The organism is Aquiflexum sp. TKW24L, from assembly GCF_023502205.1.
In the GTDB taxonomy this organism is placed as follows: domain Bacteria; phylum Bacteroidota; class Bacteroidia; order Cytophagales; family Cyclobacteriaceae; genus Cognataquiflexum.
The window spans coordinates 1-24,525 of record NZ_JAMFLG010000029.1 but is presented as its reverse complement, the minus strand read 5'-3'; the positions used below and the strand labels follow the sequence as shown (position 1 = coordinate 24,525).

18 protein-coding genes are annotated in these 24,525 nt (G+C 41.0%); 9 read left to right on the top strand and 9 right to left on the bottom strand.

Annotation, left to right across the window (positions count from 1 at the left end; genetic code table 11):
* Positions 1-158 precede the first annotated feature (158 nt).
* From M3O96_RS16580 to M3O96_RS16565, 4 genes are all read left to right on the top strand, one after another.
* The gene (locus M3O96_RS16580; protein WP_249722402.1) at positions 159-1,325 is read left to right on the top strand and encodes a Gfo/Idh/MocA family protein; all 1,167 of its coding nucleotides are present in this window, start codon (positions 159-161) and stop codon (positions 1,323-1,325) included.
* Between the two features lie 210 nt (positions 1,326-1,535).
* Positions 1,536-2,588, top strand: coding sequence for a sugar phosphate isomerase/epimerase family protein (locus tag M3O96_RS16575; RefSeq protein WP_249722400.1), 1,053 nt, complete (start codon positions 1,536-1,538; stop codon positions 2,586-2,588).
* A 22-nt stretch (positions 2,589-2,610) separates the two neighbouring features.
* The gene (locus tag M3O96_RS16570; RefSeq protein ID WP_249722399.1) at positions 2,611-3,039 is read left to right on the top strand and encodes a c-type cytochrome; all 429 of its coding nucleotides are present in this window, start codon (positions 2,611-2,613) and stop codon (positions 3,037-3,039) included.
* 2 nt (positions 3,040-3,041) lie between these two features.
* Positions 3,042-3,785 carry a 3-keto-disaccharide hydrolase gene (locus M3O96_RS16565; protein WP_249722398.1) on the top strand — a complete coding sequence of 248 codons (744 nt, stop codon included), beginning with the start codon at positions 3,042-3,044 and terminating at the stop codon, positions 3,783-3,785.
* A 94-nt stretch (positions 3,786-3,879) separates the two neighbouring features.
* Here the strand turns inward: M3O96_RS16565 and M3O96_RS16560 are convergent, their stop codons facing one another.
* From M3O96_RS16560 to M3O96_RS16540, 5 genes are all read right to left on the bottom strand, one after another.
* Positions 3,880-4,164: a hypothetical protein gene (locus M3O96_RS16560; RefSeq protein WP_249722397.1), complete on the bottom strand. Its 285-nt coding sequence runs from the start codon at positions 4,162-4,164 to the stop codon at positions 3,880-3,882.
* A gap of 282 nt (positions 4,165-4,446) precedes the next feature.
* Positions 4,447-5,772 (bottom strand): MFS transporter, encoded by a 1,326-nt coding sequence (locus M3O96_RS16555; RefSeq protein WP_249722396.1) that lies wholly within the window; start codon positions 5,770-5,772, stop codon positions 4,447-4,449.
* 65 nt (positions 5,773-5,837) lie between these two features.
* The gene (locus tag M3O96_RS16550) at positions 5,838-6,428 is read right to left on the bottom strand and encodes an inorganic diphosphatase (RefSeq protein ID WP_249722395.1); all 591 of its coding nucleotides are present in this window, start codon (positions 6,426-6,428) and stop codon (positions 5,838-5,840) included.
* Positions 6,429-6,698: 270 nt separating this feature from the next.
* Entirely contained in the window at positions 6,699-7,910 is a 1,212-nt protein-coding gene (locus M3O96_RS16545; RefSeq protein WP_249722394.1) for a dioxygenase family protein, read from the bottom strand.
* Positions 7,911-7,980: 70 nt separating this feature from the next.
* Positions 7,981-8,817 carry a LytR/AlgR family response regulator transcription factor gene (locus M3O96_RS16540; protein WP_249722393.1) on the bottom strand — a complete coding sequence of 279 codons (837 nt, stop codon included), beginning with the start codon at positions 8,815-8,817 and terminating at the stop codon, positions 7,981-7,983.
* Between the two features lie 236 nt (positions 8,818-9,053).
* Between M3O96_RS16540 and M3O96_RS16535 the strand changes: the two genes are divergently transcribed.
* Together M3O96_RS16535 and M3O96_RS16530 are read left to right on the top strand one after the other, a co-directional pair.
* A complete protein-coding gene (locus tag M3O96_RS16535; RefSeq protein WP_249722392.1) occupies positions 9,054-9,611 on the top strand; it encodes a gluconate 2-dehydrogenase subunit 3 family protein in 558 nt (185 codons plus the stop codon).
* Between the two features lie 11 nt (positions 9,612-9,622).
* Positions 9,623-11,317 (top strand): GMC oxidoreductase, encoded by a 1,695-nt coding sequence (locus M3O96_RS16530; protein WP_249722390.1) that lies wholly within the window; start codon positions 9,623-9,625, stop codon positions 11,315-11,317.
* Between the two features lie 295 nt (positions 11,318-11,612).
* Here the strand turns inward: M3O96_RS16530 and M3O96_RS16525 are convergent, their stop codons facing one another.
* The 4 genes from M3O96_RS16525 to M3O96_RS16510 all read right to left on the bottom strand — a co-directional run bounded on the left by M3O96_RS16525 (position 11,613) and on the right by M3O96_RS16510 (position 15,561).
* The gene (locus tag M3O96_RS16525) at positions 11,613-11,945 is read right to left on the bottom strand and encodes a hypothetical protein (protein WP_249722388.1); all 333 of its coding nucleotides are present in this window, start codon (positions 11,943-11,945) and stop codon (positions 11,613-11,615) included.
* 244 nt (positions 11,946-12,189) lie between these two features.
* Positions 12,190-13,053 (bottom strand): phytanoyl-CoA dioxygenase family protein, encoded by an 864-nt coding sequence (locus tag M3O96_RS16520; protein WP_249722386.1) that lies wholly within the window; start codon positions 13,051-13,053, stop codon positions 12,190-12,192.
* A 225-nt stretch (positions 13,054-13,278) separates the two neighbouring features.
* On the bottom strand, positions 13,279-14,511 hold the full coding sequence (locus M3O96_RS16515; RefSeq protein ID WP_249722385.1) for a M48 family metallopeptidase: 1,233 nt from the start codon (positions 14,509-14,511) through the stop codon (positions 13,279-13,281).
* Positions 14,512-14,514: 3 nt separating this feature from the next.
* On the bottom strand, positions 14,515-15,561 hold the full coding sequence (locus tag M3O96_RS16510) for a PorP/SprF family type IX secretion system membrane protein (protein ID WP_283774018.1): 1,047 nt from the start codon (positions 15,559-15,561) through the stop codon (positions 14,515-14,517).
* Between the two features lie 82 nt (positions 15,562-15,643).
* Here M3O96_RS16510 and M3O96_RS16505 point away from each other — a divergent pair, with 82 nt between their 5' ends.
* The 3 genes from M3O96_RS16505 to M3O96_RS16495 all read left to right on the top strand — a co-directional run.
* Positions 15,644-21,139 (top strand): hypothetical protein, encoded by a 5,496-nt coding sequence (locus M3O96_RS16505; protein ID WP_249722381.1) that lies wholly within the window; start codon positions 15,644-15,646, stop codon positions 21,137-21,139.
* Positions 21,140-21,153: 14 nt separating this feature from the next.
* Positions 21,154-21,903 carry a peroxide stress protein YaaA gene (yaaA, locus tag M3O96_RS16500; protein WP_249722380.1) on the top strand — a complete coding sequence of 250 codons (750 nt, stop codon included), beginning with the start codon at positions 21,154-21,156 and terminating at the stop codon, positions 21,901-21,903.
* Positions 21,904-22,127: 224 nt separating this feature from the next.
* On the top strand, positions 22,128-24,525 hold a 2,398-nt coding region (locus M3O96_RS16495), incomplete at its 3' end, for a hypothetical protein (RefSeq protein ID WP_249722378.1).

Genomic DNA, 24,525 nt, shown 5'->3' with positions numbered 1-24,525 from the left:
AAATAAATATGTGGTTGCTCGCTTTACCGTTTATAACATCTTACTGCAATTGGTCATTTATTTTATTTCCTTTTCTCATGGAAAACAAATCATAAATTATCTTACAAATAATTTCATCCTATAAATCAAAGATTGAATCACAATAATCCCAAATAAATATGGCAGCACAGAAAAAACTCAAAATGGGAATGGTCGGTGGCGGCCCGGGTGCATTTATCGGTGCCATCCACCGCAGTGCAGCACTGATGGACGGACTGATAGAAATTACCGCTGGGTCATTTAGCAGTAATCCTGAAAAAACCCGGCAAGCTGGAGAAGAACTCATGCTCGATCCATCAAGAGTTTATTCCTCCTATGATGAAATGATCCAAAAAGAACTGGCTTTGCCCGAATCTGAAAGAATCGACATCATCAGCATCGTCACTCCTAACAATGTACATTTTGATCCCTGCAAGAAAGCTTTGGAAGCGGGGTTCCATGTTGTCTTGGACAAACCGATGACGCTGACTTATGATGAAGCCAAGGAGTTGTACAAAATCATCAAAAAAAGTGACAAGCTTTTTTGCCTGACACATACCTATACAGGATATCCCATGATCAAGCAGATGAAGCAAATGATCGCAGAAGGTGTCATCGGAGAAGTCAGAAAAGTCTATGTGGAATATCCACAGGGATGGTTACATAAGCTGCTCGAATACGAAAATAAACAGGCGGAATGGAGAACCGATCCTGCCAGAAATGGCAAAGCCGGTTGCTTTGGCGATATTGGTACGCATGCATTTAATCTTGCGGAATATGTATCCGGAATCAAAGTCGCTAAAATCTGTGCAGACCTTGATATCAAAGTAGCAGGACGTCCGATAGATGATGATGGAGCAGTTTTGATGCGATTTGAAAACAACGCCTCTGGAATCCTGACAGCATCCCAAATAGACGCCGGATGTGAAAATAACCTCAAAATCCGTGTTTATGGAGAAAAAGGTGGATTGGAATGGATGCAGGAAGATAACAATACATTGCGACTTAGATGGTCGGACAGGCCGGATGAAATATATCGTGCTGGAAATGGATATTTAGGCTCCATGGCCAATGAAAATACTAGAACCCCAGCCGGACATCCGGAAGGATATATTGAGGCATTTGCCAATATTTACAGAAACTTTGCGAGGTCTATTTATGCCTTGAGAAAAGGAGAGGAGCCAAAGGCAGAATGGTTGGATTTCCCGGGAGCCGAAGATGGAATCCGGGGGATGGCCTTTATCGAAAATGTATTGGCAAGCTCAGCTTCCGATCAGAAATGGACACCGTTTACAGTAGAATATTAAAATTAGAAGAGAGAGGCGAGAACCGAGAGTTGAGAAGCGAGAGACAAGAAAAAGTCTCAAGATTCTAGTAGCAAGTATCAAGTACTGAGTACCAAATTCACTTGAAGCATATGTTATCTCCCCCTAAACTTTGAAACCTTAAAACCTTCTAACATTATAATTTTCCAATTTTCCAATCTTAAAATTTTCTAATCATTAATAAATAAACCTATGAAAACTATAAAAGGACCAGCGGTATTTTTGGCGCAGTTTGCTGATGACAAAGCACCGTTCAACAGCCTGAAGAGTATTTGTGAGTGGATGTCTGCTGCCGGATACAAAGGCGTACAAATTCCATCTTGGGATGGAAGGTTGATCGACCTCCAAAAAGCCGCTGAAAGCAAAACCTACGCTGATGAAATCAAAGGCATCGTCAATGCCACAGGTATGGAAATCACCGAACTTTCAACCCACCTTCAGGGTCAATTGGTAGCAACGCATCCTGCTTACAACGAGCTTTTCGATGGCTTTGCCCCCGCAAACCTTGCCGGTAACCTCAAAGCAAAATCAGAATGGGCGACCCAACAGTTGAAGTTCGCAGCCAAAGCCTCCGCCAATCTCGGGTTGAATGCTCACGCCACTTTCTCCGGTGCGCTGATGTGGCAGACTGTATATCCATGGCCACAGCGTCCGGCTGGTTTGGTTGATACTGGATTCACCGAATTGGCAAAAAGATGGATGCCTATTTTGGATACATTCGAAGAATATGGAGTAGATGTTTGCTATGAACTTCATCCGGGCGAGGACTTACACGATGGGATTACTTTCGAGATGTTTTTGGAGAAAGTAAACAACCACAAGCGCGCAAACATCCTGTATGACCCAAGCCACTTTGTATTACAGTGCCTAGACTATTTGCAATTCATTGATTTCTATCACGAAAGAATCAAAATGTTCCATGTCAAAGATGCTGAATTCAATCCGACAGGCAAGCAAGGTGTCTATGGAGGATACCAAGGCTGGGTGCAGCGTGCAGGAAGATTCCGGTCCTTGGGAGATGGTCAGGTGGATTTTAGTGGTATCTTTAGCAAACTTTCGCAGTACGACTATTCAGGTTGGGCGGTACTCGAATGGGAATGTGCCATCAAACATCCCGAGCAGGGAGCACTTGAAGGAGCGCCATTTATCGCAGACCATATCATCAGGGTAACTGAAAAAGCTTTTGATGATTTTGCTGCGGCGGGTGCTGATGAAGCCTTCAATAAAAAAATCTTAGGAATTTAAAATTACCATTAACCTATATATTATGAAACTGTTTAAATCATTGACTCTTGGCTTAATAGCCGTATCCGCGTTGACTTACTCCTGTGGTGGAGGTTCTACTTCCGAAACCACTACCACTGAGTCTGCGGTCACAACCCCTCCGGCTGCAGTAGCTCCTGTTAGTTTGGAGGACAAATACAAAGACAACCCGATATTCATCGCAGGTCAAGCAAAAACCAAAGAAGCAGGCTGCACAGCTTGTCACATGGTAGAGAGAAAAATCGTAGGCCCATCCTATGCTGATGTGGCTGCCAAATATGAAAACACACCTGAAAACATTGCTTTATTGACCAAGCATGTGATTGAAGGCCATGTGGGTACTTGGGGTGAAATCATGATGCCATCCCATCCACAACTTGCTCCTGCGGATGTAGAAGAAATGGTTAAATATGTTCTCCTTTTGAAAAAATAAGGATGAAAAAACAAGGCTTAATATTCCTGATTTCAGCATCTATGGCATTTGCCTGTGGAGGAAATCAAGAGGCGACCGAAGAAACTGAAGTTGCTGAGGCAACAGAAACTGATACTGAAAACGAATGGATCAGTCTTTTTGATGGTACTTCTTTCAATGGATGGTCCAAGTATGGTGGAGGAGAAGTCGGCAAAGCATGGAAAGTTCAGGATGGTGCTATTTACCTTGATGCTACCAACAAAGCCGGTTGGCAGACAGGTGACGGTGGTGACATCGTGACCAATGAGGAATTTGACAATTTCCACTTTCAGGTAGAGTGGAAAATAGCTTCCAAAGGAAACAGCGGGATAATTTTATATGTTCATGAAGATTCGGCATATACTTACCCTTGGAATACAGGAATGGAAATGCAGGTTCTCGACAATGACGGACATCCAGATGCAAAGATTGTCAGCCACCGTGCGGGAGATCTTTACGACTTGATCGTCAGCAGTGAAGAGACTGTAAAACCGGTAGGAGAATGGAATCTAGCAGAGATCATTTCTAAAGATGGTAAGCTTGAGCTTCATCTCAACGGTGTCATGATCGTGTCTACCACTCTTTGGACTCCTGAGTGGGAAGCTTTGATCGCCAAAAGCAAATTCAAAGACATGCCAGGTTTTGGTACATACAAGAGGGGTAAAATTGCTCTTCAGGACCATGGAGACGAAGTTTGGTTTAAGAACATCAGAATCAAAAAGCTGTAGATATCTATAAAATTCATTGACAAACAACAAAACCTGGGCAAATGCTCAGGTTTTGTTGTTTTCGGATTTGCTCATCCTTTCCAAAAATATATTTTTATTCCTTCTTTTTTCCTGTAAAAGTTCCTTCAGCCATCGTTCCCAATTTCACTTTTCCCTTCATCTCATTTCCTGTTACGGTCCCATCATATTCAATGATTTCCCCACTTATGCTGAATTCAAGGTGAATGTGATTGCCTTTGAGTGTTCCTCTTACATCATAATCTCCCAATTGACCGGAATAAGTCCCCTTTAGATTGGTGGCATCCAGATGCTCAAGGACAAAAGTAGGTGAACCGCTGCCGGCACTTGTTTCGACATTCATGATCCAAGTTCCTTTCACGTTGGTGGAGGTTTGGGCAAAAAGAAAATCAGTTCCTGTGGCAAATATTAGAATGAAAATAAAGGCTAATTTTTTTCATGTTGATTGATTAAAGTGAAGGTCCAATTTATGGAAATTCCGCTATTATTTTTTTTACACAATTTGCTAAATTGTTAGTTTCTGATTAGGGTTTTTATAACCTACAATATTTCCTCTAAACTTGGAAGTCTTCAGTTTTTCGCCTTTAGATTTGATCTCCTACCAAGATCTTTTCAAATCAGAAATATTTGTGGATTTATAAAATCAAGCCAGGGCAGGTATTTCCCGCTTCTCTATTTTCCGGACGACAATCAGAAGAACAAGCCCAACTGAAAACCATATGGCCAATGCAATGATAGAATTGCGCATACTTCCGGTGAGGTTGTCCATAAATCCCCACATCACAAGTCCGCACATCATCGCCAACTTTTCGCAGACATCAAAGAAGCTGAAATAGCCAGCATTGTTTTCCGTTTTGGGGATAAACTTGGCGTAGGTTGATCGTGACAAAGATTGGATACCACCCATCACCATCCCAATAAAAAATCCTGCTATGTAAAAGTGGAAGGCCGTTTGAATAAAATAACTGCCGATGCATACAAAAATCCAGATGGTCACCGCAATGATCAAAGCCTGTAGGTTTCCCAACTTTTTGGAAATCCAAGCAAACAGGAAAGCGCCGACAATACCTACATATTCCAATAAAAGGATTGTAATGATCAATTGCGTCATTCCCATTCCTACTTCTTTTTCTCCAAAGGAAGCTGCCATAAACATCACCGTCTGAACTCCCATGATATAGAAGAAAAAGCTCATCAGGTACATCTTTAATTTGGGCTCATTTTTTAGCGTTTCCCATATTTTTGCCAATTCCTGATATCCGTTGAGGAGAAATTTCCTCTCGGTGGTTGTTTTGGTATAGATTCCTTTTGGGAGTTTTCGAAAAGGGATCTGTGCAAATCCAAACCACCATATGCCGGTAAGGAGAAAAGAAACCCTTGGCAGCAGCGAACCATCTTCTACGCCAAGCGCTTCCTGATTGAGGATGGCAGCAAGATTGAGGAGTAGCAATGTCGTCGAACCAATGTAGCCAAAAGCATAGCCTCTCGCGCTGACTTTGTCCTGTTGGTCTTCGGTAGCAATCGCAGGAAGGTATGAATTGTAAAAAACGATGCTCCCCGAATAACCAATCGTAGCCAACATCATGCAGGCCAATCCGAAGTGAACCATTTCGGGCCCATCAAAAAAGAACAGCAAAGAACAACCAATAGCTCCAAGGTAGCAGAAGAACTGCATGAACCTTTTCTGAATACTGTAGTAATCTGAAATCGAAGAAAGCAAGGGAGAAACCAGGGCAATGATCCCAAAAGCAAGGCCTAGGTTGATCGAGTAGGCGGCAGTGTTTTCGATCTCCAACCCGAAAACTGTGATTTTGCTCCCATACTCGGTAGTTGTGATAGAGTTGTAATAAGCTGGGAAAATCGCCGATGCGATCACTAAGGAATAAGCGGAGTTGGACCAATCATACATGGCCCAAGCATTAATGGTTTTTGGGTCATTCTTCACGAGGATTGGACGGTCATCTCTCATCTGACAAGGTCATTGGGTAATGGAACCCTATGAAGATAAAAAGAATTTTGGCCAATAAATAGCTGTCAATTATCCCTATTCTTCTGATATGCTGCAATGGCTTCCTTTAGAACTTCAAAGGACTCTTTTTTTTCACCTATTGATTTGATTTCCACCTGACCTTTTCTTTTGTAATTTTCAAACCATATAGTCAATATTGTAATCATCCCCGGATACTCCGCCTCTAGGTCTTTTATAGTGCGAATATTTTCAAGGTATCCTTTTGCAGGCAAGGCGATCAACTTGTCATCCAATTCCCCATTATCCAGCATTCTGATAATTCCAATGACACGACATTCTTCGAGGTTTCCTCGGGTTAGCGGCGGTCCTAAAATCAAAATATCAAGGGGATCTCCATCTCCACCCACAGCAGGATCTTGTAAGGTTTGCGGAATCATACCATAGTTTCCTGGGTAGCCAAGATAATTTACAATGCGCCTGACACCGTCTATTTCGGGTAATTCAAGCTGGCCGCTCTCTTTGTTGACTTCCCATTTTTCTAAAGTTCCTGTTGGGATTTCGATCACTACATTGACCAATGAATCCTCAGCCAAAGCTGGATAACCATGAAGAAAATGGACAGAATCCCTGATCGAATATTCCTCAACTTGAGGCATTGGTTGCAAAACAGGTATAGATCTTTCATTCGTATTTTGACAGGAAAATAAAGCAATTCCCAAAAACAAAATGAATCTAACAGTTACCTTATTCATAAACCTTTATAAAACGTTGAAGGTATAAAAGTAGTTTTTTAAATTCGATGGGGACACTTTTATAGAGTTATGGTTTGGGTTTATCGAAGTCATTTTTTAATTCAATTAATATTTTTGAATTTATTACCATGTTTTTGAAGGGAAAATATTGAGTTAATGGAATCTGTGAATTTTTCAATTATGAGGCATTCCATCCAAATCAAAAAAATCTCCCCGAGATCTGTCCAAGGAATTTGATATTAATGCAAAATTTTTTGAATTCGCTTTCAGGTCAATGTACTTATCGACAATCCTCCGGTTCTTATAAATGATGAATGTGTTCTCTGTTTCAGGATTGATCTTGTTTAGGTTAGCCTCTGTTTTGGAATCACTGAAGGAGGGAACGAAAGTCAAAGCAGTCCTTTTAAGATTCAGTTCTCTGCCAATGGTTTCAAGTTCATTTTCTCTTTTAGATTTGCTATATGCGTTTTCATTTCCATATACAAAATAAGCTTTGAGATATTTTTGTCTCGACATGCTCTGTAATTCTAAAAACCCAAGCCATTTTTTGATGTCATCCCAATCAGGATTATTTCCCACGAAAAATACGATCCCGTGGTACCTTCCATACTTGCAGACAGGGCAGGCTTGGCTTCCCTTATCCGGTCCAAAGGCGTGGAATGGGATAAAAGAGGGTTGGTCCTCGCCAATGTTTAATCCTGACTTTTTGTTCGAAACATCCTTTTGCGGATAATTGGGGATATTCAATCCTAAAATGATGTCATGTTCGGCGATCTGCAAATTGCCTTTCAAAAGAACTCTTACTTTTCCACTTCCTGCCCGGTTTTCGGATGGATTCTTTTTCAAATAGGGAATCAAAAGCGGATCATCATCAAAAACGACATCATCGGTATAGTACTCATTTTTGATATCAGATTCTTTGATTGAAAGGTGGATATGGGCAGGCATATCCTCATTGGGATAAGGGGCAGGTCGGATCGTGTAGATGCTGTATTTTCCGTTTTCATTGGATTTTACCCAACCTCTAAGCCTTCCATGACTTTTGGCTTTTGGATCAGTTTTGGTGTCCGCAGTATAATATCCTTCGGTGTCGGTATGCCAATAATAGATGATTACATTTGAAGCAGGTATTTTACCTTCTGGTTGGAAAACAGTTCCTGTCAACAGAAGCTTTTGTCCTTTTTCTTCGTACCAACCGGCACTGGTATCCGTAGAGCTTATTTTATTTGGGGTGCCGATATACATCAATTCACAGCCGTCACAACCACCTCCGACAACAACGTTTTTTTGACCTGGATTTGATCTGTGTTCAGAACTTCCAGTTTGGCCTTTACAACCGAAAACAATAAACAAGAATAGTATCCAAATAAGTGTACCCTTTTTCATTTGATTTTTTTCTGTAAAAATCAGTCATTAAAAACCTGGTTTGCAAATCAAAAGCGACAACAGGAGGGAATTATAGCTTATCCTGAGTAAGGAGTACAAGTTTGGCTTTGAAGTCCTTTGCAAAATTCCTGCTTAACCGCAGGACAGTTCCATCTCTCATCGTTACATCATAATCCCCGTTTTGTCGCGATTTATAAGATTGCACATGAAATAAGTTCACAACCTCAGATTTGTGAATCCTCACAAAAGACCTGTTGTCTAATTTTTCTGATAAGAACTTTAAAGTTTGGCTATAAAGGAATTTACTCCCTTGATAATAGACATTGACATAGGGAGTATTGGCAGAAAAATAGAGAACCTCCTGGGTTGGAATATGAAGTTGCTTGTTTCCTTCCTTGATTGTGAGACTGGTCAAAAATTCATTTTGACCATTGATTTTTGATTTGTATTGGCTTTGGAAATTGTTCAATCTGTCTTTAAAAAAGGAATACAGAATAATTGGAACGGTATATAAAATAAAAACTTTGAAGAAATGTTGGGTAAGGCCAAACTGAAAGGTCTGGCCAAACTTAAATGTATGATTATAAAAGACCGAAGAAATGAGCCATACCAATCCCGGAAAAGCAAAAAGGTGGAGGATGATCGGAATGATAATGAGCAGTGCAAATTTAAACTTGGTTTTGGAGGCTTCCACAAAAAGTAATTGCAAATACCAAAGCGGAAAGAAAATCCACCAATATGAACTAAACAACAAAGATTCGGAAATGTAAAAGCCAGAGTTTTGGAATCTGGATTCAATCAAATCAATCACTACTGTCAGCAAAATACAGGTGACCAAAAACCCCAACAAAATGATTGGTTTCCACAACGAAAATTCAAATAGTCCTTTTTTAAAAAACTGTTTCATTTTAAAATTTTGATATTGAGCAACAGAATATCATCAAGTTTATAAAATAAACACCAACCAAAAAATTTCAGGTAAATTTTCTATAAAGCTAATTACGCTACCTTTTAAAGGTGGTTGTTCTCTTATTCTCCACCGATCCCTTTCATTTTCCATTGGTAGATTTTGGGGTTTCGAGGCTGTTATTTTAAAAGTCAATGCCCTATATTACAGCAGTATTGCACCCCGAAATAACAATTATGGACAGAAGAAAATCGCTTAAAATCCTTGGTGGTACAGCAGTCGGTATCGCAGGGCTAGTCCTTGTAGACTGGAAATGGCAACTCGTGGACCTGTTGACACACAAGGGTTTTTTCTCTTTCGATGAAGAGCAACTGATCACTGCCATCGCCGACACGATCATTCCCGCAGGATTGCCACCCAGAGTTCCTACACCAGATGCACAACCCATAGGTGCGCTGAGTACCGGCACGGATAAGTATTTGATCAGGCTTTTTGAGCATTGCTACGAAAAGGAAGATCAGGACATGATCAAAGCACAGTTGGCATCCCTCGCAGTAAAGTCAAAATCAACCCTCGGAAAATCCTTTGACAAAGCTTCCCAAGAAGAGCGAGAAGGACTTTTACTTTCCTTTGCTTCCTCAGAAAATGAGGAGGAGAAAAAGTTTTTTGACCTTATAAAATCACAGACCATCACAGGATTCACCACAGTCAAAGAGGTGATGGCTGATTACCGCGGCTACAAGGTAGCTCCGGGTTATTTCAATGGTTGTGTCGATGTTCCTTCCCAAGCTTAAACCCAAGAGACATGTTACAGGATTCAAAAGATAAGCGCACCTATGATGCGATCGTGATTGGTTCAGGTGCCAGCGGAGGCTGGGCAGCAAAGGAACTCACAGAAAAAGGACTAAAGACTCTTGTGCTCGAAAGGGGCAGGATGGTCCGTCATGTGGAAGATTACCCCACCGCCTCCAAAGCACCTTGGGAGTTTGAGTTCCGCGGTGCAGTGCCTGTGGATAAGCGATCCGGAATCGGTGCCGCAAGGTGGGCGAGAGAAGAGACCATGCATTGGGCTTTGGCCGAAGATGAGCAACCGATTATTGAAGAAAAACCCTTCCGATGGTTTCGTGGATACCATGTCGGAGGTAAGTCGTTGCTTTGGGCAAGGGCAACACAGCGCTGGTCTGACTATGATTTCGAAGGTCCTGCGCGGGATGGCTTTGCGGTTGATTGGCCTGTCAGATACAAGGACCTCGAGCCATGGCTGGATTATGTAGAGACATTTGCAGGAATTGCCGGAGGCAGGGATGGATTGCCTGAATTACCTGATTCCATCGTGCAGCCGGGATTTGAGTTGAATTGTATCGAGCAATATTATAAAGAACAGCTAAAGCAAAATTACGGTGACCGACACCTGATTCAAGGCAGGTGTGCACACCTCACGGACCCACAGGAAATTCACCAAAAGCAGGGACGCTACAAGTGTCAAAATCAGGGAATGTGTAACCGAGGTTGTGTATATGGAGGTTATTTTTCTGCCAATGCTTCTACTTTGCCTTGGGCAGAAAAGACCGGAAACTTGACTATCCGTCCTGACTCGGTAGTAGAATCCATTATCTATGATGAAGCAAATGGAAAAGCCTCAGGCGTGAGAATCATTGACAGGAATACGGTTGATTCAATGGAATTTTATGCCAAGATCATCTTTGTCAATGCATCGACCATCGCCAGCAATGCCATTTTGCTCAACTCCAAATCATCTAGGTTTCCAAATGGGATCGGAAATGACAACGGTTTGATGGGCAAGTTCCTTGCTTGTCATAACTATAGAGGAAAAGGAAATGCGACCTATGAGGGATTTGCAGACAAAGCTACCGACGGCAGGCATGCAGGTCATGCTTATGTGCCGAGGTTCAGGAATGTTTTCCGACAGGATACAAACTTTCTCCGAGGCTATTCTATCGGGATGGCAGGAGGAAGAGGTCTCGGTTCGGATACAAGCGGCATTGGCCACGACCTTCGGGACAGTCTGCTTAATCAAAAACATGGTACTTGGCGCATGTCGGCTTGGATGCAGGGAGAAACCATTCCCATCGAAACCAACCATATCCGACTCAGCACAGAAGAAAAAGACAAATACGGTATCCCGAAAATAATCCTCTCTGTCGAATGGACTGAAAATGACGACAAGATGACGGCTGATTTCCTACAGCAGCAACAGGCTATGTTTGAAAAAGCCGGATTTACGGACATCAAAGTTGAAGACAGCAAAGCACCTCCTGGATCGGATATCCATGAGATGGGTGGTGTCCGCATGGGCAGAGATCCAATGACCTCTTTATTGAATGAATGGAATCAGCTGCATACCTGCAAAAATGTATTCGTGACAGACGGAGCCAGCTTTACGAGTACAAGCACGCAAAATCCTACGCTGATGTTTATGGCTTTTACTGCCCGTGCCGCAAACCATGCGGTGGAGGAATTGAATAAAGGGAATTTGTAAGTATGTATGGAAAGAAAATTCCATTGATGGAAGGTGATTGTCTTTAGATTTAGAAGGAAATAAAAAAAAACCGTCAGTGATGAGGCTGACGGTTTTTGGGTTAGAAGATTTTACAAGCAGTATATGTCCCTTTTGTCTTTTCCTCTTGATTGAGCTAGCTGCACTGACCTAACAAAAAGTAAATGATAACAAATACAATGATGGTGCTGATACATCCGCCACCTAATTTTTTTGCACCATAGCCGGCGATCAATGTTTTAAACAGGTTGTTCATAAGATATTTTTCGTGTTTGTTTTAATGACCAATTGGTCTCATGGTGCCGGTTTTTTCCTTCTGGTTTTCATTTTCAGCATTTACGTTTGGATCCTCATTTGGCGGTAGCTCTATTTCGGGATTTTCTTCGTCTTCATGTTTGTCTTTAGCAGGGTCCGTGGTTTTAGAAGTAACTTTAAGTTTTTCTTCCTTTTCTTCATCAAGATCAAATTCACGATCTATTCCTTTCTCATCGCGATCGGTTGGATTCAAATCGTATCTTCCCCTTTCTTGATTGGTTCTCTGGGTTGAACTTTGCTGATTAGGCCTATCTTCATTTTGAGGATTTTGGTTTTCATTTATTTGCCGGTTCATATTTTCTTGGGTTTAGGTTGATAAAAACTCTACACCAAAATTACCCTACCTATGAACTCATTGTGTTACAAGACCTTTCACAAATGATATAAAATTCACGGCTATTATAGATTTAATAGTTGTCAGCAATTTTACCGATTTCCCACACCAGATTTATAAATGAAAATTTTCTCTCCGGAGACAGGAAATACTTGTATTTGAGATATATAATAGTCAGGAGTAGCTTAATAAGTGAGGTGGATTTTCAATTTAGCAATGGAAAAAACTGCCCTTCCATTTTATGGCCTTTTGCTATTACGGGTACACCTTTGAGCAACTCGTCATCCGTATTGGAGATGGTGCCGTCGGCAAATACATTCAAAACAAAAGCCCTTCGGCTTCGCGGGGAGCGGTTTTCATAGCTTCCGTGTACCATCAGCGGATGGTGGAATGTTCCATATCCAGCCTTAAGTTCGATGGCGACAGGTTTGAATGCTGCTTTTTGTTCTTCAGTCATAAACTCCATCAATCCGTCCATTTTGCCTGCAAGGGCAGGTTTTTCCAACAGGCCCCATTTGTGGCTTCCCGGAACATAATAGAGGCAGCCGTTTTCGGTAGTAGCTTCATCAAGTCCACACCAACAGGTAAGGTGCTGCATTTTGATCGTGCGGGTCCAGTAGGAATAATCCTGATGCCAAGCCACTACACCGCCATGATGGGCAGGTTTGCAAAACAATTGGTCATGCCAAAACCTGACTTTCTGATTGCCAAGAAGCTGACTCGCTGCCATGACAAAAGCCGGATTCCAGATCACATCATGAAAAGCTTTGGAAATCCTCCAATGTCCCAAAGAGTGAAACAAAACCGTATTGGGATCATCCGATTCATTGCTGTGAAATTCATGAAAAAGGTGGTGTTGTGGATGCTTTGGATCCGCTACTTCTTCAAGTTCTATTTTGAGAGTTTCAATCTGTTTTTCATCGAGGAGTTTGATGCCACTGAGGTAACCTTGTTCATGAAAAAAATCAACCTGCTCTTTGCTGAGGAGATATGGTTCCCAATCTTCCTTGGTTTTTGGATAGTGGAATAGTCCTGAAATGGGATTGTGAATCAGCGATAGGTCTTGCATAGGAACAGTATTTTGGGACAATCCTTGAAGTTAATAGAAAGTAGGGAGAATTGGAAGATTACAAAATTGGAAGATTGTGAAGATTGGAAAATTACAAAATTGGAAAAATTGTGAAGATTGCAAAATTGAAAAAATAAATACCGATAGAGATGTTATAGAAAAGAAATAATGTGGCTCCAAAAAAGGACGCAACATCGGTCATCGGTCATCGGACACTCTACATCTCTACTTCTCCAGCCTTTCCAATCTTTCAAGCAGGGGGGGATGGCTGTAATTGAAAAAAACATACCAGGGATGTGGATTGATATTGCTAAGGCTATTGACGGACAGGGTTTTTAGGGCTTCCGCAAGAGGTTTGCCATCAAAAGTTTCCTTGGCAAAAGCGTCTGCCTCAAACTCATTTTTTCGGCTCATCATATTCATCCCTATTCCAAGAATGCTGGATATGGGCGAAAAAAGGATCGTAAACCCAATGATATTCAGATGAATGGCCATCTCTGTACCACCAAGAGCAAGACTCATCTGTCCACTGTGTATAAACTGTGCCAAAATAAATAGTAGAATTCCAACCTGTACCACAGAAGTCACCATGCTCCAGACGATGTGCTTTTTCTTGTAATGGCCGATTTCATGGGCAAGCACCGCGACCAGCTCATCTGGAGTATGTTGGTCGATAAGTGTATCAAAAAGGACTACCTTTTTTCTTTTTCCAAAACCCGAGAAGAATGCATTTGCTTTTGCTGAGCGTTTGCTGCCATCCATGACCAAGATATTGTCCAAAGGGAAATCAACAGATTTTGCATACCTGACAATGCTGTTTTTGAGTTCTCCCTCTTCAAGTGGGGTAAGTTTATTGAAAAGCGGAAGAAACCAGGCAGTATAAAACATATTGACAACTACCATAAAAACCGCTGAGATAATCCAAAACTGCCACCAAAAGTCTTTCCCCATCTGATGGATCAACCATAAAAGTATCCCTAGTAATATTCCCCCGATAGCAATAGATATGATGTAACCTTTAATTTTATCAGAGAAGTAAGTTTTTTTGGTTGATTTGTTGAATCCGAATTTTTCTTCAATCACGAATGTATGATAGTAATCAAAAGGTAAGGACATCAAATCTGATCCAATGAAAACAACTCCAAAATATATGATAGAAAGTAAAATTGGATGGGAGATATATACTTTCAAAAATGTATCGAGCCACCCGAAAACTCCGAAATAAATAAAAGCAATTGTCAAAATGAAAACAGTCGAATTGGTCAGAAGTCCAAATCGGAAGTTTGCCCATTGATAGGATTTGGATTCAAGAAGCTTTTGCTGACTGATGTATTGGTCGAGAGTTATCGGAATAGCAGGAACAGGTCTTTTGATGTTGAGGTAGCTGAGAAATTTTTCAGCCAAAAACCCTAAAACAAGAATCCCCAAAATGAGGTACTTGATCTCTTCAGCTTCCATCACCTAGAACTTTGGACAAGGTAGGAGGGTATCTCTTTTCCGTGTTCTTGCCTGATTTTTGTCAGCCAAAAGGAATGCGATGCTAACCTCATGAGCTCCACCGGACTGAATACCAAGTTGTGATACGGTGTAATCGAAACTGTAACCCAGACTCATTCCAGTGGGAAGGTTAAAACCTATCATCATCACGATGGCATCACGGTTGCTTTGATTTTCTACAGGCTTATAAGGAAGACCTCGGTACCAAAGTCCGAGATTCAAAGGCTCCAAATGAAGATATGCTCCGATATCCAATTGCTCAAAAGGACCTTGACGTTTGTAATTTAAGGTAGGTAAGAGATATCGTTGTTTTCTTTGGTGGGTAAAATCAGAACGGTAACTGCCGGTACCTAATGAAATCCTGTATCCTGTGTGGAAGGAAAATTTGGCGGGCAAGGGACTGACACCCTCTAGGAATGATTGGTTTGGTTCATTGACATGGTGGGCAGATAATCCAAACCAGAATTTGTCAGTAAAGAATAGTCCACCAAAAGACAAAGACAATAGATCGACAGGCTCTCCTGAACCTGGGAGGCCCGTACTTGGAAGTAGTGGACCAAAAGGATTTGTTTCATCAATCTGATTGGCAAATATGAGGTTTTCATAAAAACCAATATCTCTCCGTATATAAGAAGCTTGGATCCCAGGACGGAAATAAGCATTTTCTCCGACTCTTAATTCATAAGAATACAAACCCGATATTGTTGTTGATCTTAATTTTGCTCCGCCTTCCACATCGTTCATAACCATAATCCCTATTCCACTGTTGTAATCATCCAGATAAGTGTCGTAATAAGCGGCAAAAGTTGTGAATTGGGCATCTAATCCCGGCCATTGGTTTCGGTAGTTTGCACCGATTCTAGGGAGCATTTCAGAGCCCGTAAAAGCAGGATTCAAATAAAGCGGTGCAGCATAATATTGGCTAAATTGCGGGTCTTGGGCTTGTAAGGTCATTGTTTCCATAAAAATGAAGGAAACAAAAAAAAGACGGAGTATTAGAGACCTTTGCAAGTTGTAATTCGTTATGTTAGCAATTAGATTCACCTTTGCAACGTCCAAAACGTTTTGTTGTTTTAAACGCAACGTGTAAATTATGAAAAGCCGTAGTAATTCCATAAAAATATTCTTTTTTTTTAGTGCGTTGATCTTTTTGAACCTTGTATTCAATTCCGCACCCCTTTTTGCCCAAGGATTTAACAATAATGAATGGATATTTGGTGATTGCGGTACAGGTCAAAACAACATTCTTTCATTTGGAAAAGGGGAAAATCCTATTGTCAGGAATCTCCCGAGTGGGGTGATAGTTGGACAAAATAACAATGCTGTTGCCATCGATCCAATTTCTGGGAACATTATTTTTTACACCAATGGGGTTTTGGTCTATGATGCGAATGATCAAATACTTGAAGGAGTCGCTCCGGGAATCAATGGAAATATTAATGGACAACAAGAATTGGCCATCGGGGTTTTGAGTTATGACCCTGCCGGGGATAGGTTGTATTACATATTTTACCTAAGTCCTACAGGAGATTTGCAGTATGCTTTGATTGATATGAACGCACCGGGGCAGGCAGTTGGTAACGAACCCCCTTTAGGCGAGATCCTTGTCAAAGATCAGTTAATAGCAGGCACGGTTTCGGGTCCGATTATGGTGGTGAAAACCCCTCAATCTCCCTCTTATCTCATCAGTATTGAAGGAGGAACAATTGTTTCCAGAAGAATCGGAGAAAATGAAGGTGAGTTCATCGTCAGCTCAAATGTGGCAATTCCATTTACACCTAAGTCCATGGTTTTTGATGAAGATTCACAAAAAATCATCCTAATCCCTGAAGATCCCAATGAGAATATTGTCATACTTGATTTTGATGCTGCGACTGGAACATTTAGCAACATAACTCCAATCTTGGAATCAAGTAACGGGAATGCTTTTGGAGGTGCAGCATATTCGGAAGACGGTGATTTTATTTATTTCTCCAGAGGAAATGAATTGGTACGGGTTCCGGCTAGCGACCTTACCGCAACACCCGAAATAGTCCCTTTAGAAAATGACATCTTTCAGATTTATGACATCAAAACCGGTCCTGATGGCCGGTTATATTATATCTATGAAGAAGTAGATGGTGGGCCTCAATTGATTGGAAGAGTTGAAAATCCCGATGTTGCCGACTTAGCCGAGATAGAATTGGAGGAAGATCCATTTAACGGAACCGATTTTTGCGGAAGGATTTTTCCTCAGTTTGCTCCCAATCAAAATATAGATGCCACAGTAGATTTTGAATGGAATCCCGAAGAACCCTGTAGCAATAACCCTATCCAGCTGACAAGTTTGATTACTCCTGAGAATTTTCAGCCGGTTAGTTTTGAATGGACTTTTAATCCACCATTGACAGATGAAGATGGACAGGAGATCGACATTGATTTTACCCAAGAGCACCTTTTGATTCCTGAAGAAGCGACTGCAAATGAAAGCATAAGCGTAACCTTGACGGTGACTTTTGCTGATGGAACCACCCAGACCGTGGACAAGACCATCACCTTACTTCCCAATGATCTTCAAGTGCAATTTAGTGCGCAGGACACCACAGTCTGTGAAGGAGGATGTGTGGACATAGGTTCCATGCTGACCGTACAGTCTGGTGATGGTCAAGGTGGCGGCGGCGGCGGAGGTGAAGTTTATGAATACTTCTGGTCAAATATTAGAGAATGGAGACCTACCAAAGATAATTGTGTCGATTTGCCGGGTTTGTATTGGGTACTCGTAAGAGAGCCTGGATCTGAGTGCTATGCTTATGGTAGTGTTAGGGTTAAGATTTGGGATTTGAATGACCAAAGCAATAACATCTGGTATTTTGGAGATGGAGCTGGATTGGATTTCAACCCTGACCCAAACAATCCCAATGGTCCAACACCGAGGGCAGTTGGACATAATCAAAATATTCCAGCAGGTACCACCACGATTTCAGATGGGACTGGGCAGGTTTTGTTTTTCACAGATGGAGAAACTGTCTGGGACCTCAATGGGGATGTGATGGAAAATGGGGACAGCATCGGAGGAAGCAATCTCTCGTCACAAAGTGTCTTGGCAGTACCTGTTCCACAAGATGAAACGATTTTTTACCTTTTTACTACCCAGACTGCGGTGGATGGAAGTAATCAAGTCAAGTTTTCTGTGGTAGATATCAAAGTCGAAAATCCAAACGGAGTAGGTAATGTGGTCAGTAAGGATAACTTTCTATTCAGTCCAAGTACAGAACATTCCGCAGCTTTGGCTGCCGGAGACACGACATGGGTTTTATTCCATGAGCTTGGCAATAATACTTTTAGGGCATATCCTGTATCGATTTTTGGTATCGGCAGTCCTGTGTTTTCTTCTGTAGGATCCAATCATGGATTTAATACCGGAGTGGGAACAATGAAATTTAGCCCTGATGGGACAAAAGTAGCAGTCACTTTGCAGGATGGCGCCTGTAGCAAAATGGAGATTTTTGACTTTGATCCGGAAACAGGGGTAATGACCGAGTATGCTTTGGTAGATTTAGGCTGCAACAATGAACAGATTTATGGATTGGAGTTTTCCCCCGACGGAAGCAGGGTTTTTGTATCATACAGGGGAGGTAGCGGAAAAGTGGAGGAATTTCTCATTCAGGCTCCCGAACAAACAGGTACGACTGCACTTGCCTGTGCAACTTGTTTTGAAAATGCTACCTCAAGATCCGAGCGGGAGGCCTGTATCCTTAATTCTCCTGTCAGGGGAGTATTAAGTACATCAGGTCCTTTTGGAGCATTGCAGATTGGCCCTGATGGACAAATATACGTGGCCCGTCCAGGTCAGAATATGCTTGGCTCCATCAATGCGGGTACTGATTGTGTGGTCAGTATTTACAATGAAATGGGTTCACCTCCATTGACCGGAACGAGTAACCTCGGATTGCCATCTTTTGTCCAACAATCCGGAAGTAGCATTCCTGATCCATTGTTGGCAGGCCCAATAGATTTATGTCTGGATCTCCAAAATGGAACATTGGGTTCATTTGAAGGCGGAGGCGAACCGGATATCGACAGTTATTTCTGGACGATCACCCATGAGGATGGGACCGTTGAGCTCAATAACTTCGGAGGCCCAGGAGATCAATTTCAATTTTATGATCATCTATTTACAAGACCTGGACTTTATACAGTTGATTTGAGGGTTGGCAGATGTGGCGATCCTGATTTTTATGAAGGAAGACTCGAGGTAATGGTAATTGCCCCGCCTGTTTTGACCTTGCCTGAATCCATCATCTTATGCTTGGGAACTCCAGTCAGCCTTACTGCGATTGAGGGTTACGACCCTATCGAAGGGCTATATAATTTCGAATGGAGAAATGCCGCAGGGCAGTTGTTTGGCGACCAAAACTCAAATACGATTTTTGTAAATGAGGAAAGTATATTCACTGTAGTGGTGTCTTACAGACCAGCAGCAGATGATGATCTTGAGTTTTTCAACCCATGTCCTTCTGAGGCTTCTGTTTTTGTGGGTCCGGCGTTTGAATTTGACCTTACCCAAACAGACGATCAGGTTTGTTATGATGAAAATCTTGTCATTTTCGCACCCAATACTCCGATTTCAGGACAATGGTTTTATCAAGTCCAAGGAACAGTAAATAGGGTTCCACTTGGCGAATTCTTTGAATTAAATCTTGTGCCCAGTACCCTTCCTTCACCGGGAGTTTATGATATCATTTTCGTAACAGAAGACCCTATCGTGCCGGGATGTATCGTTGAAAAACAATTGGAATTGATTATTTTTCCCTTTCCGGCTTTTGAAGTGGTTGTATTGACAGATGCAGATGATTGTGATGCTGTAAACGGAAGTTTTGAAATAACAATGTTAGCTGATGCCGATGAAGTCAGGATAAGTCAGACGGGACAGTTATTTACAAATGTATTTGCAGGGGATGTTCTGCCTGTTATTACCGGACTCGAGCCGGGTGTCTATACAGTAGCGGCGACAAGTGAAAACGGTTGCCAATTTTTACTTCCTGTTGTTGTTCAAAATCTTAACCCTCCTATTGGAATTTCTGATTATGAAGTTACAGCTAACCCTGAGACGTGTTCAGCGACGGGTGTGGATTTAGGCTCTATTGATATTGTTTTTAACCTTGGTCCGCAAAGCGGTTCTTATATTTTGATCAGGCAAGAGGATGGACAGGAATTTACTGGGACATTTACTTTAGCAGATTCCATAAACATTCCCCTGATGGATGGAACATACTCATTGAGTATGGTTGATTTGGTCGATTGTACATTTCCAGATCCAGTATCATATGTAATTGACAATGCCGATCAGGTTGTATTTTCAGTCCCAACCAATGTGACTGCATGCGGGCTTTATATCTTGGTTCCCCAATCTCAAATAGCGCTTAATTATGAAGTGAGAGGTCCAAACGGACAGCTGATCAACGCTGATCAAGATGGTGGCTATCTGTTTGAATTTACCGGAGTGTATACCGTTAAGGGATTCGATCCTGAAGGAGTGTTGTGTCCAAGTGAGTTGAGTTTGATCCAAGCGGTGATCAACAGCCCGATTGACTTTTCGTTGACCTCTCCGATAGTGGATTGTGACCTTGGAGTTTCTTACCAAGTCGTTCTATTTGGGTTTAACCCAAATAATGCCAATTTCTTATGGAGAAATGCCGCAGGAGTAATTGTTGGAAGAAATCAGGAATTCTTCCCACCAAGCCCGGGTATTTACACCGTTGAAGTTCAGCCTAGAAGCGGTGGCCTTTGTCCTGAAAAAACAATTGAGTTTGAGGTTGAAGAGTTTCTCGAAAATCTGGAAGTTAACGTAACTGCCCAGCAGTTTTGCGAAGGAGATACCTTCGCAAACATCAGCGTAGAGGCAGACTTAACCAATGTTTCAGCCATCCAATGGTTCACTGTAGTGAATGCTGTCAGGACTCCATTACCGAACTCTACAGATCAGGAAACAGTCACAGTTTTTGATGTTGGGGTTTATGAAGTTGTTTTATTGAGTGTTTATGGCTGTGAAATAGCAAGAGAACAAGTGCAGATTTCTAGATCTGTGATTGTTCCTCCAGTATTGGCGCCTAGTTATACGATTTGTGCAGTGGAGAACGTCACGGTGGAGCTCAGGCCAGGTACTTTTGATTTTTATTCTTGGATATTGGATGGAACTGAAGTTTCTACTGATTCGGTTTTTGTACCAACTTTGCTTGGAAGCTACCTATTGACAGTATCTGATAATTTGGGTTGCGAGTTTACGGTAAGTTTCCTGGTGGTTGAGGATTGTGCATTGAGGGTGGTATTCCCTGAAGCTATGGTTCCAAGCAAACCAGACAGACACTTTTTGGTGTATACAAATGATTTCGTAGATGAGCTTGAAGTATTCATTTATAATAGATGGGGAGAATTAATTTTCTATTGCGAGCAAAAAAACATAAACGCTGAAACTTTTGTTTGCAGTTGGGATGGTAGTGTCAATGGTACATTTGTTCCTATTGGAGTGTATCCCGTAGTGGTTAATTTAAAAAGCAACAGGCAAAACGTAACCAAAAGAATAACAAAGTCAATTTTAGTTATAGAATAAATAATTTTCCCGGTATGATTACCCTCATTTCACCTGCAAAAACACTTGATTTAAGTACCCCTGAACTTCCTATTTATACCTCACCTGACTTTCAAAAGGAGACTTTTGAATTGGTAAGAATCCTGAAAAAAAAATCAGTTGAGGATATTCAGGATTTGATGGGAATCAGTGAAAACCTTGCATTGTTGAATAAACAGCGGTTTATGGATTTTCAGAAAAGCTTTGAATTGGAAAATTCAAAACAAGCATTGCTGGCATTCAAGGGAGATGTTTACATGCAAATGGACGTTGATAATTATACTTCTGAGGATTTTGATTTTGCCCAAGAAAAACTTAGAATACTTTCTGGTTTATATGGACTGCTTAAGCCTTTGGATCTGATTCAACCCTACCGATTGGAAATGGGAATAAGATTAGAAAATAAAAAGGGTAAGAACCTATATGAGTTTTGGGGAACAAGAATTGCCAAAGCTATTAATGAAGTAACCAAAGGTGAAACTTTGGTGAATTTGGCTTCTCAGGAATACTTCAAAGCTGTGGATCGCGGGGCTTTGAAACCAAAAGTAATTACACCGATTTTCCAGGAATTTAGAAATGGGAAATATGAAGTGATTGGGCTTTTTGCCAAAAAAGCAAGGGGGATGATGGTGAATCATATCATCCACAATAGAATCGATGATCCGGAAATGTTGAAGACTTTCAACGAAGGGAAATACGAATGGATTGGGGAAGAGGAAGGTGGAATCTGGAAATTTGTCAGATAATATGTTGATTTTTTATCCAATTAAGAAAAGTTAACAATCAGGTAAAAAAGATCATAAAAACGCATAAAATACTTTTTAATGTTTTTCAAATAAAAAAAAATGTATTTTAAATACATAAATATTTTTTTCTAACTCAACTTTGCATTAGATTTGGTTCAAAGATTCTTACGATTCTTTACCCTATCTCGCAAATGAAAAGTTTTCCTAATCACCTGATCCTATTCATGATACTCATTGCTATGGGCCAAATGTCGTTGGCAATGGGTTTGGAAAATGAACTTTCCCCGAAGTCCAAAATTGAGTCTGAGCTTTTTTTCAACCAAATTAATGAGTTTGGAATTGTTGGACCTGGTGAGCTTTGTCTTTATTATGGGAGTAACATTGGAGAATTTTTTGGTGGAGGTTTGATTTCTGATGTTTTCAGATGGAAAATTCTTTCATCAGATGGAAGATTAATAGTGGAAAGGGAGGGTGGATTTCAGTCTTTCAGCCATACTTTTTCTGAGGTAGGGATTTATGAAATTCAACTTAATATTAGAAGGGGTTTAAATGAGGTTTATCACGGAACCAAGCAAATTATAATCAACAAAGGGGTCGACCCGGTTATTCAAAACACCTACCTTCTTTGCAAAGGAAACAATACCACACTTACTTTACTTGATCCGAGTATCCCAAACCTTGACGCTTATCAGGTTAAATGGATTGATGGTACCGGTCAATTAGTTGGTACTACAAATAGTATTCAAGTAGATCGACCTGGAAAATATACTGCTGAGTTTTTTTCACTGAATGAAATCGGTTTGGAAGTTTGTCCCTTTTCTATTTCCACCTTTGTGTATGAGTCTAAAACTTACAGTTTAACAATAAGTACTCCACAGGTATGTAATGGAGGGACTGTAGTCACTGTTTCTGCTGGAAATTCAATTTTTGGAAATTGGTTTTACAAAAGGAGAGATGTCAATCAAAAAGTATTACTTGGCCAAGGTAGTAAGATAGAAATCATAAGTGCCGGAGATTTAGACGGGGTAGGAGAATACGACATCATTTTTGAAGTAGATAATGCGGATAATAATTTCTGTAAGGTTTCTGAGAAGATTGGACTTAAGGTAAATCAAACAGCAGAAGTGAGTGTTGTTTTTGAAAATCAAACGACAAGCTGTGTGTCCAATGACGGAGTACTTTTGGTAGTTGCATTGACGGATTTGGACCTACTTAGGATTAGAAGAAATGGGATTGAAATTGCAAGATTTGAAAACCTAGTCCAGGGACAGGAACTGAGGATACCGGGATTGTCTCCAGGGTTATATACTGCATCTGCAGCAATTGGTGGTTGTTCAAGGACTAGAGCAGCAGTTGTTCCATTGGCAAATCCACCTGCGGATATGAGATTTAATTTAGTAGAAGTTATTGGTGAAACCTGCAACGATACAGGTAAAATCGATGGACAGATAAAAATTAAAATGAATGACCCAAGTTTCATTGGATCCTTCAGATTATTGGGAACCAATGGAGCGGTTATAAAATCAGGAACTGTAGACAGTCAAATTATTTTTTCTATTTATGCTCCTGCAGGAATTTATTTCTTGGAAATAAATAATGATGAAGGTTGCGTGTTTCCCCGACCTCAGAGAATCACGATTGGCAGCAAAGGACAAGTCGCTTTTACCGCCCCAGAAAGGTTGACAGTGTGCGAATATTTTGATTTTACTCCGGTAACAAGCCAAAATCTGGAATTCACCCTTACCTATCCTGACAACTCGCAAGTAATCAGATCAAGCGCAGAGTCTTTTAGATTGGATCAATCAGGAGAATATTTTCTTTTGGGAGTGGAGAAAGATTCCCAAGGAGGGTTTTGCCCAAGAGAGACATCTATATTTGTAACTGTTACCAATCAAATCCAATTTGATCCTGAATTGATTTCCAGGGATTGTTTTGGCAATAAACAATATAGAGCGAATTTATTCGGGGCAGATCCTAGTAGATTTTATATCAAATGGATCAATGAAATTGGCCAGGTTGTAGCCACCGAGGAATTTTTATTCCCGGTTTCATCAGGGGAATTCAAACTTGAGGTACGGCCGGTGAATTCAGAGGCTTGTCCAATCCCAACAAAGTCTTTTATCATCGAGGCACCTGTCTTAGCTGTGGATGTAGCTTTAGCGGCATCAGTTCTTTGTGCAGGAGGCAATTCTGAAATAACTTTATCCACCGACTTTCAAGAGGTTGAAACTATCAATTGGATATACATCAGTCCATCGGGAGAAAGTATGTTTTTGGATAAATTCAAAAATAAAACCAGCATAACTGTCAACAATCCGGGTGCCTATGAAGCCGTGGTCTATAATGACCTAGCTTGTGAAATCGGAAGAAACTTGATCACTGTAATAGAAAGCAATGCTAAGGCTGATTTTGAGGTTCCGGAGCAATTTGTAATCTGTGATTATTTTGAATTGATTCCAGACACTGCATTAAAGTTGATATTTACCACTCTGAGTCCTACCGGAGAGGTTGGGATGTTCCAACCCGGCGAAAAAATCCTGATTTCCCAAAATGGAGAATATACCATTACATCCCAAAGTACAGATCCTAATATCCAATTGTGTCCCGTATCGAAAAAAATTA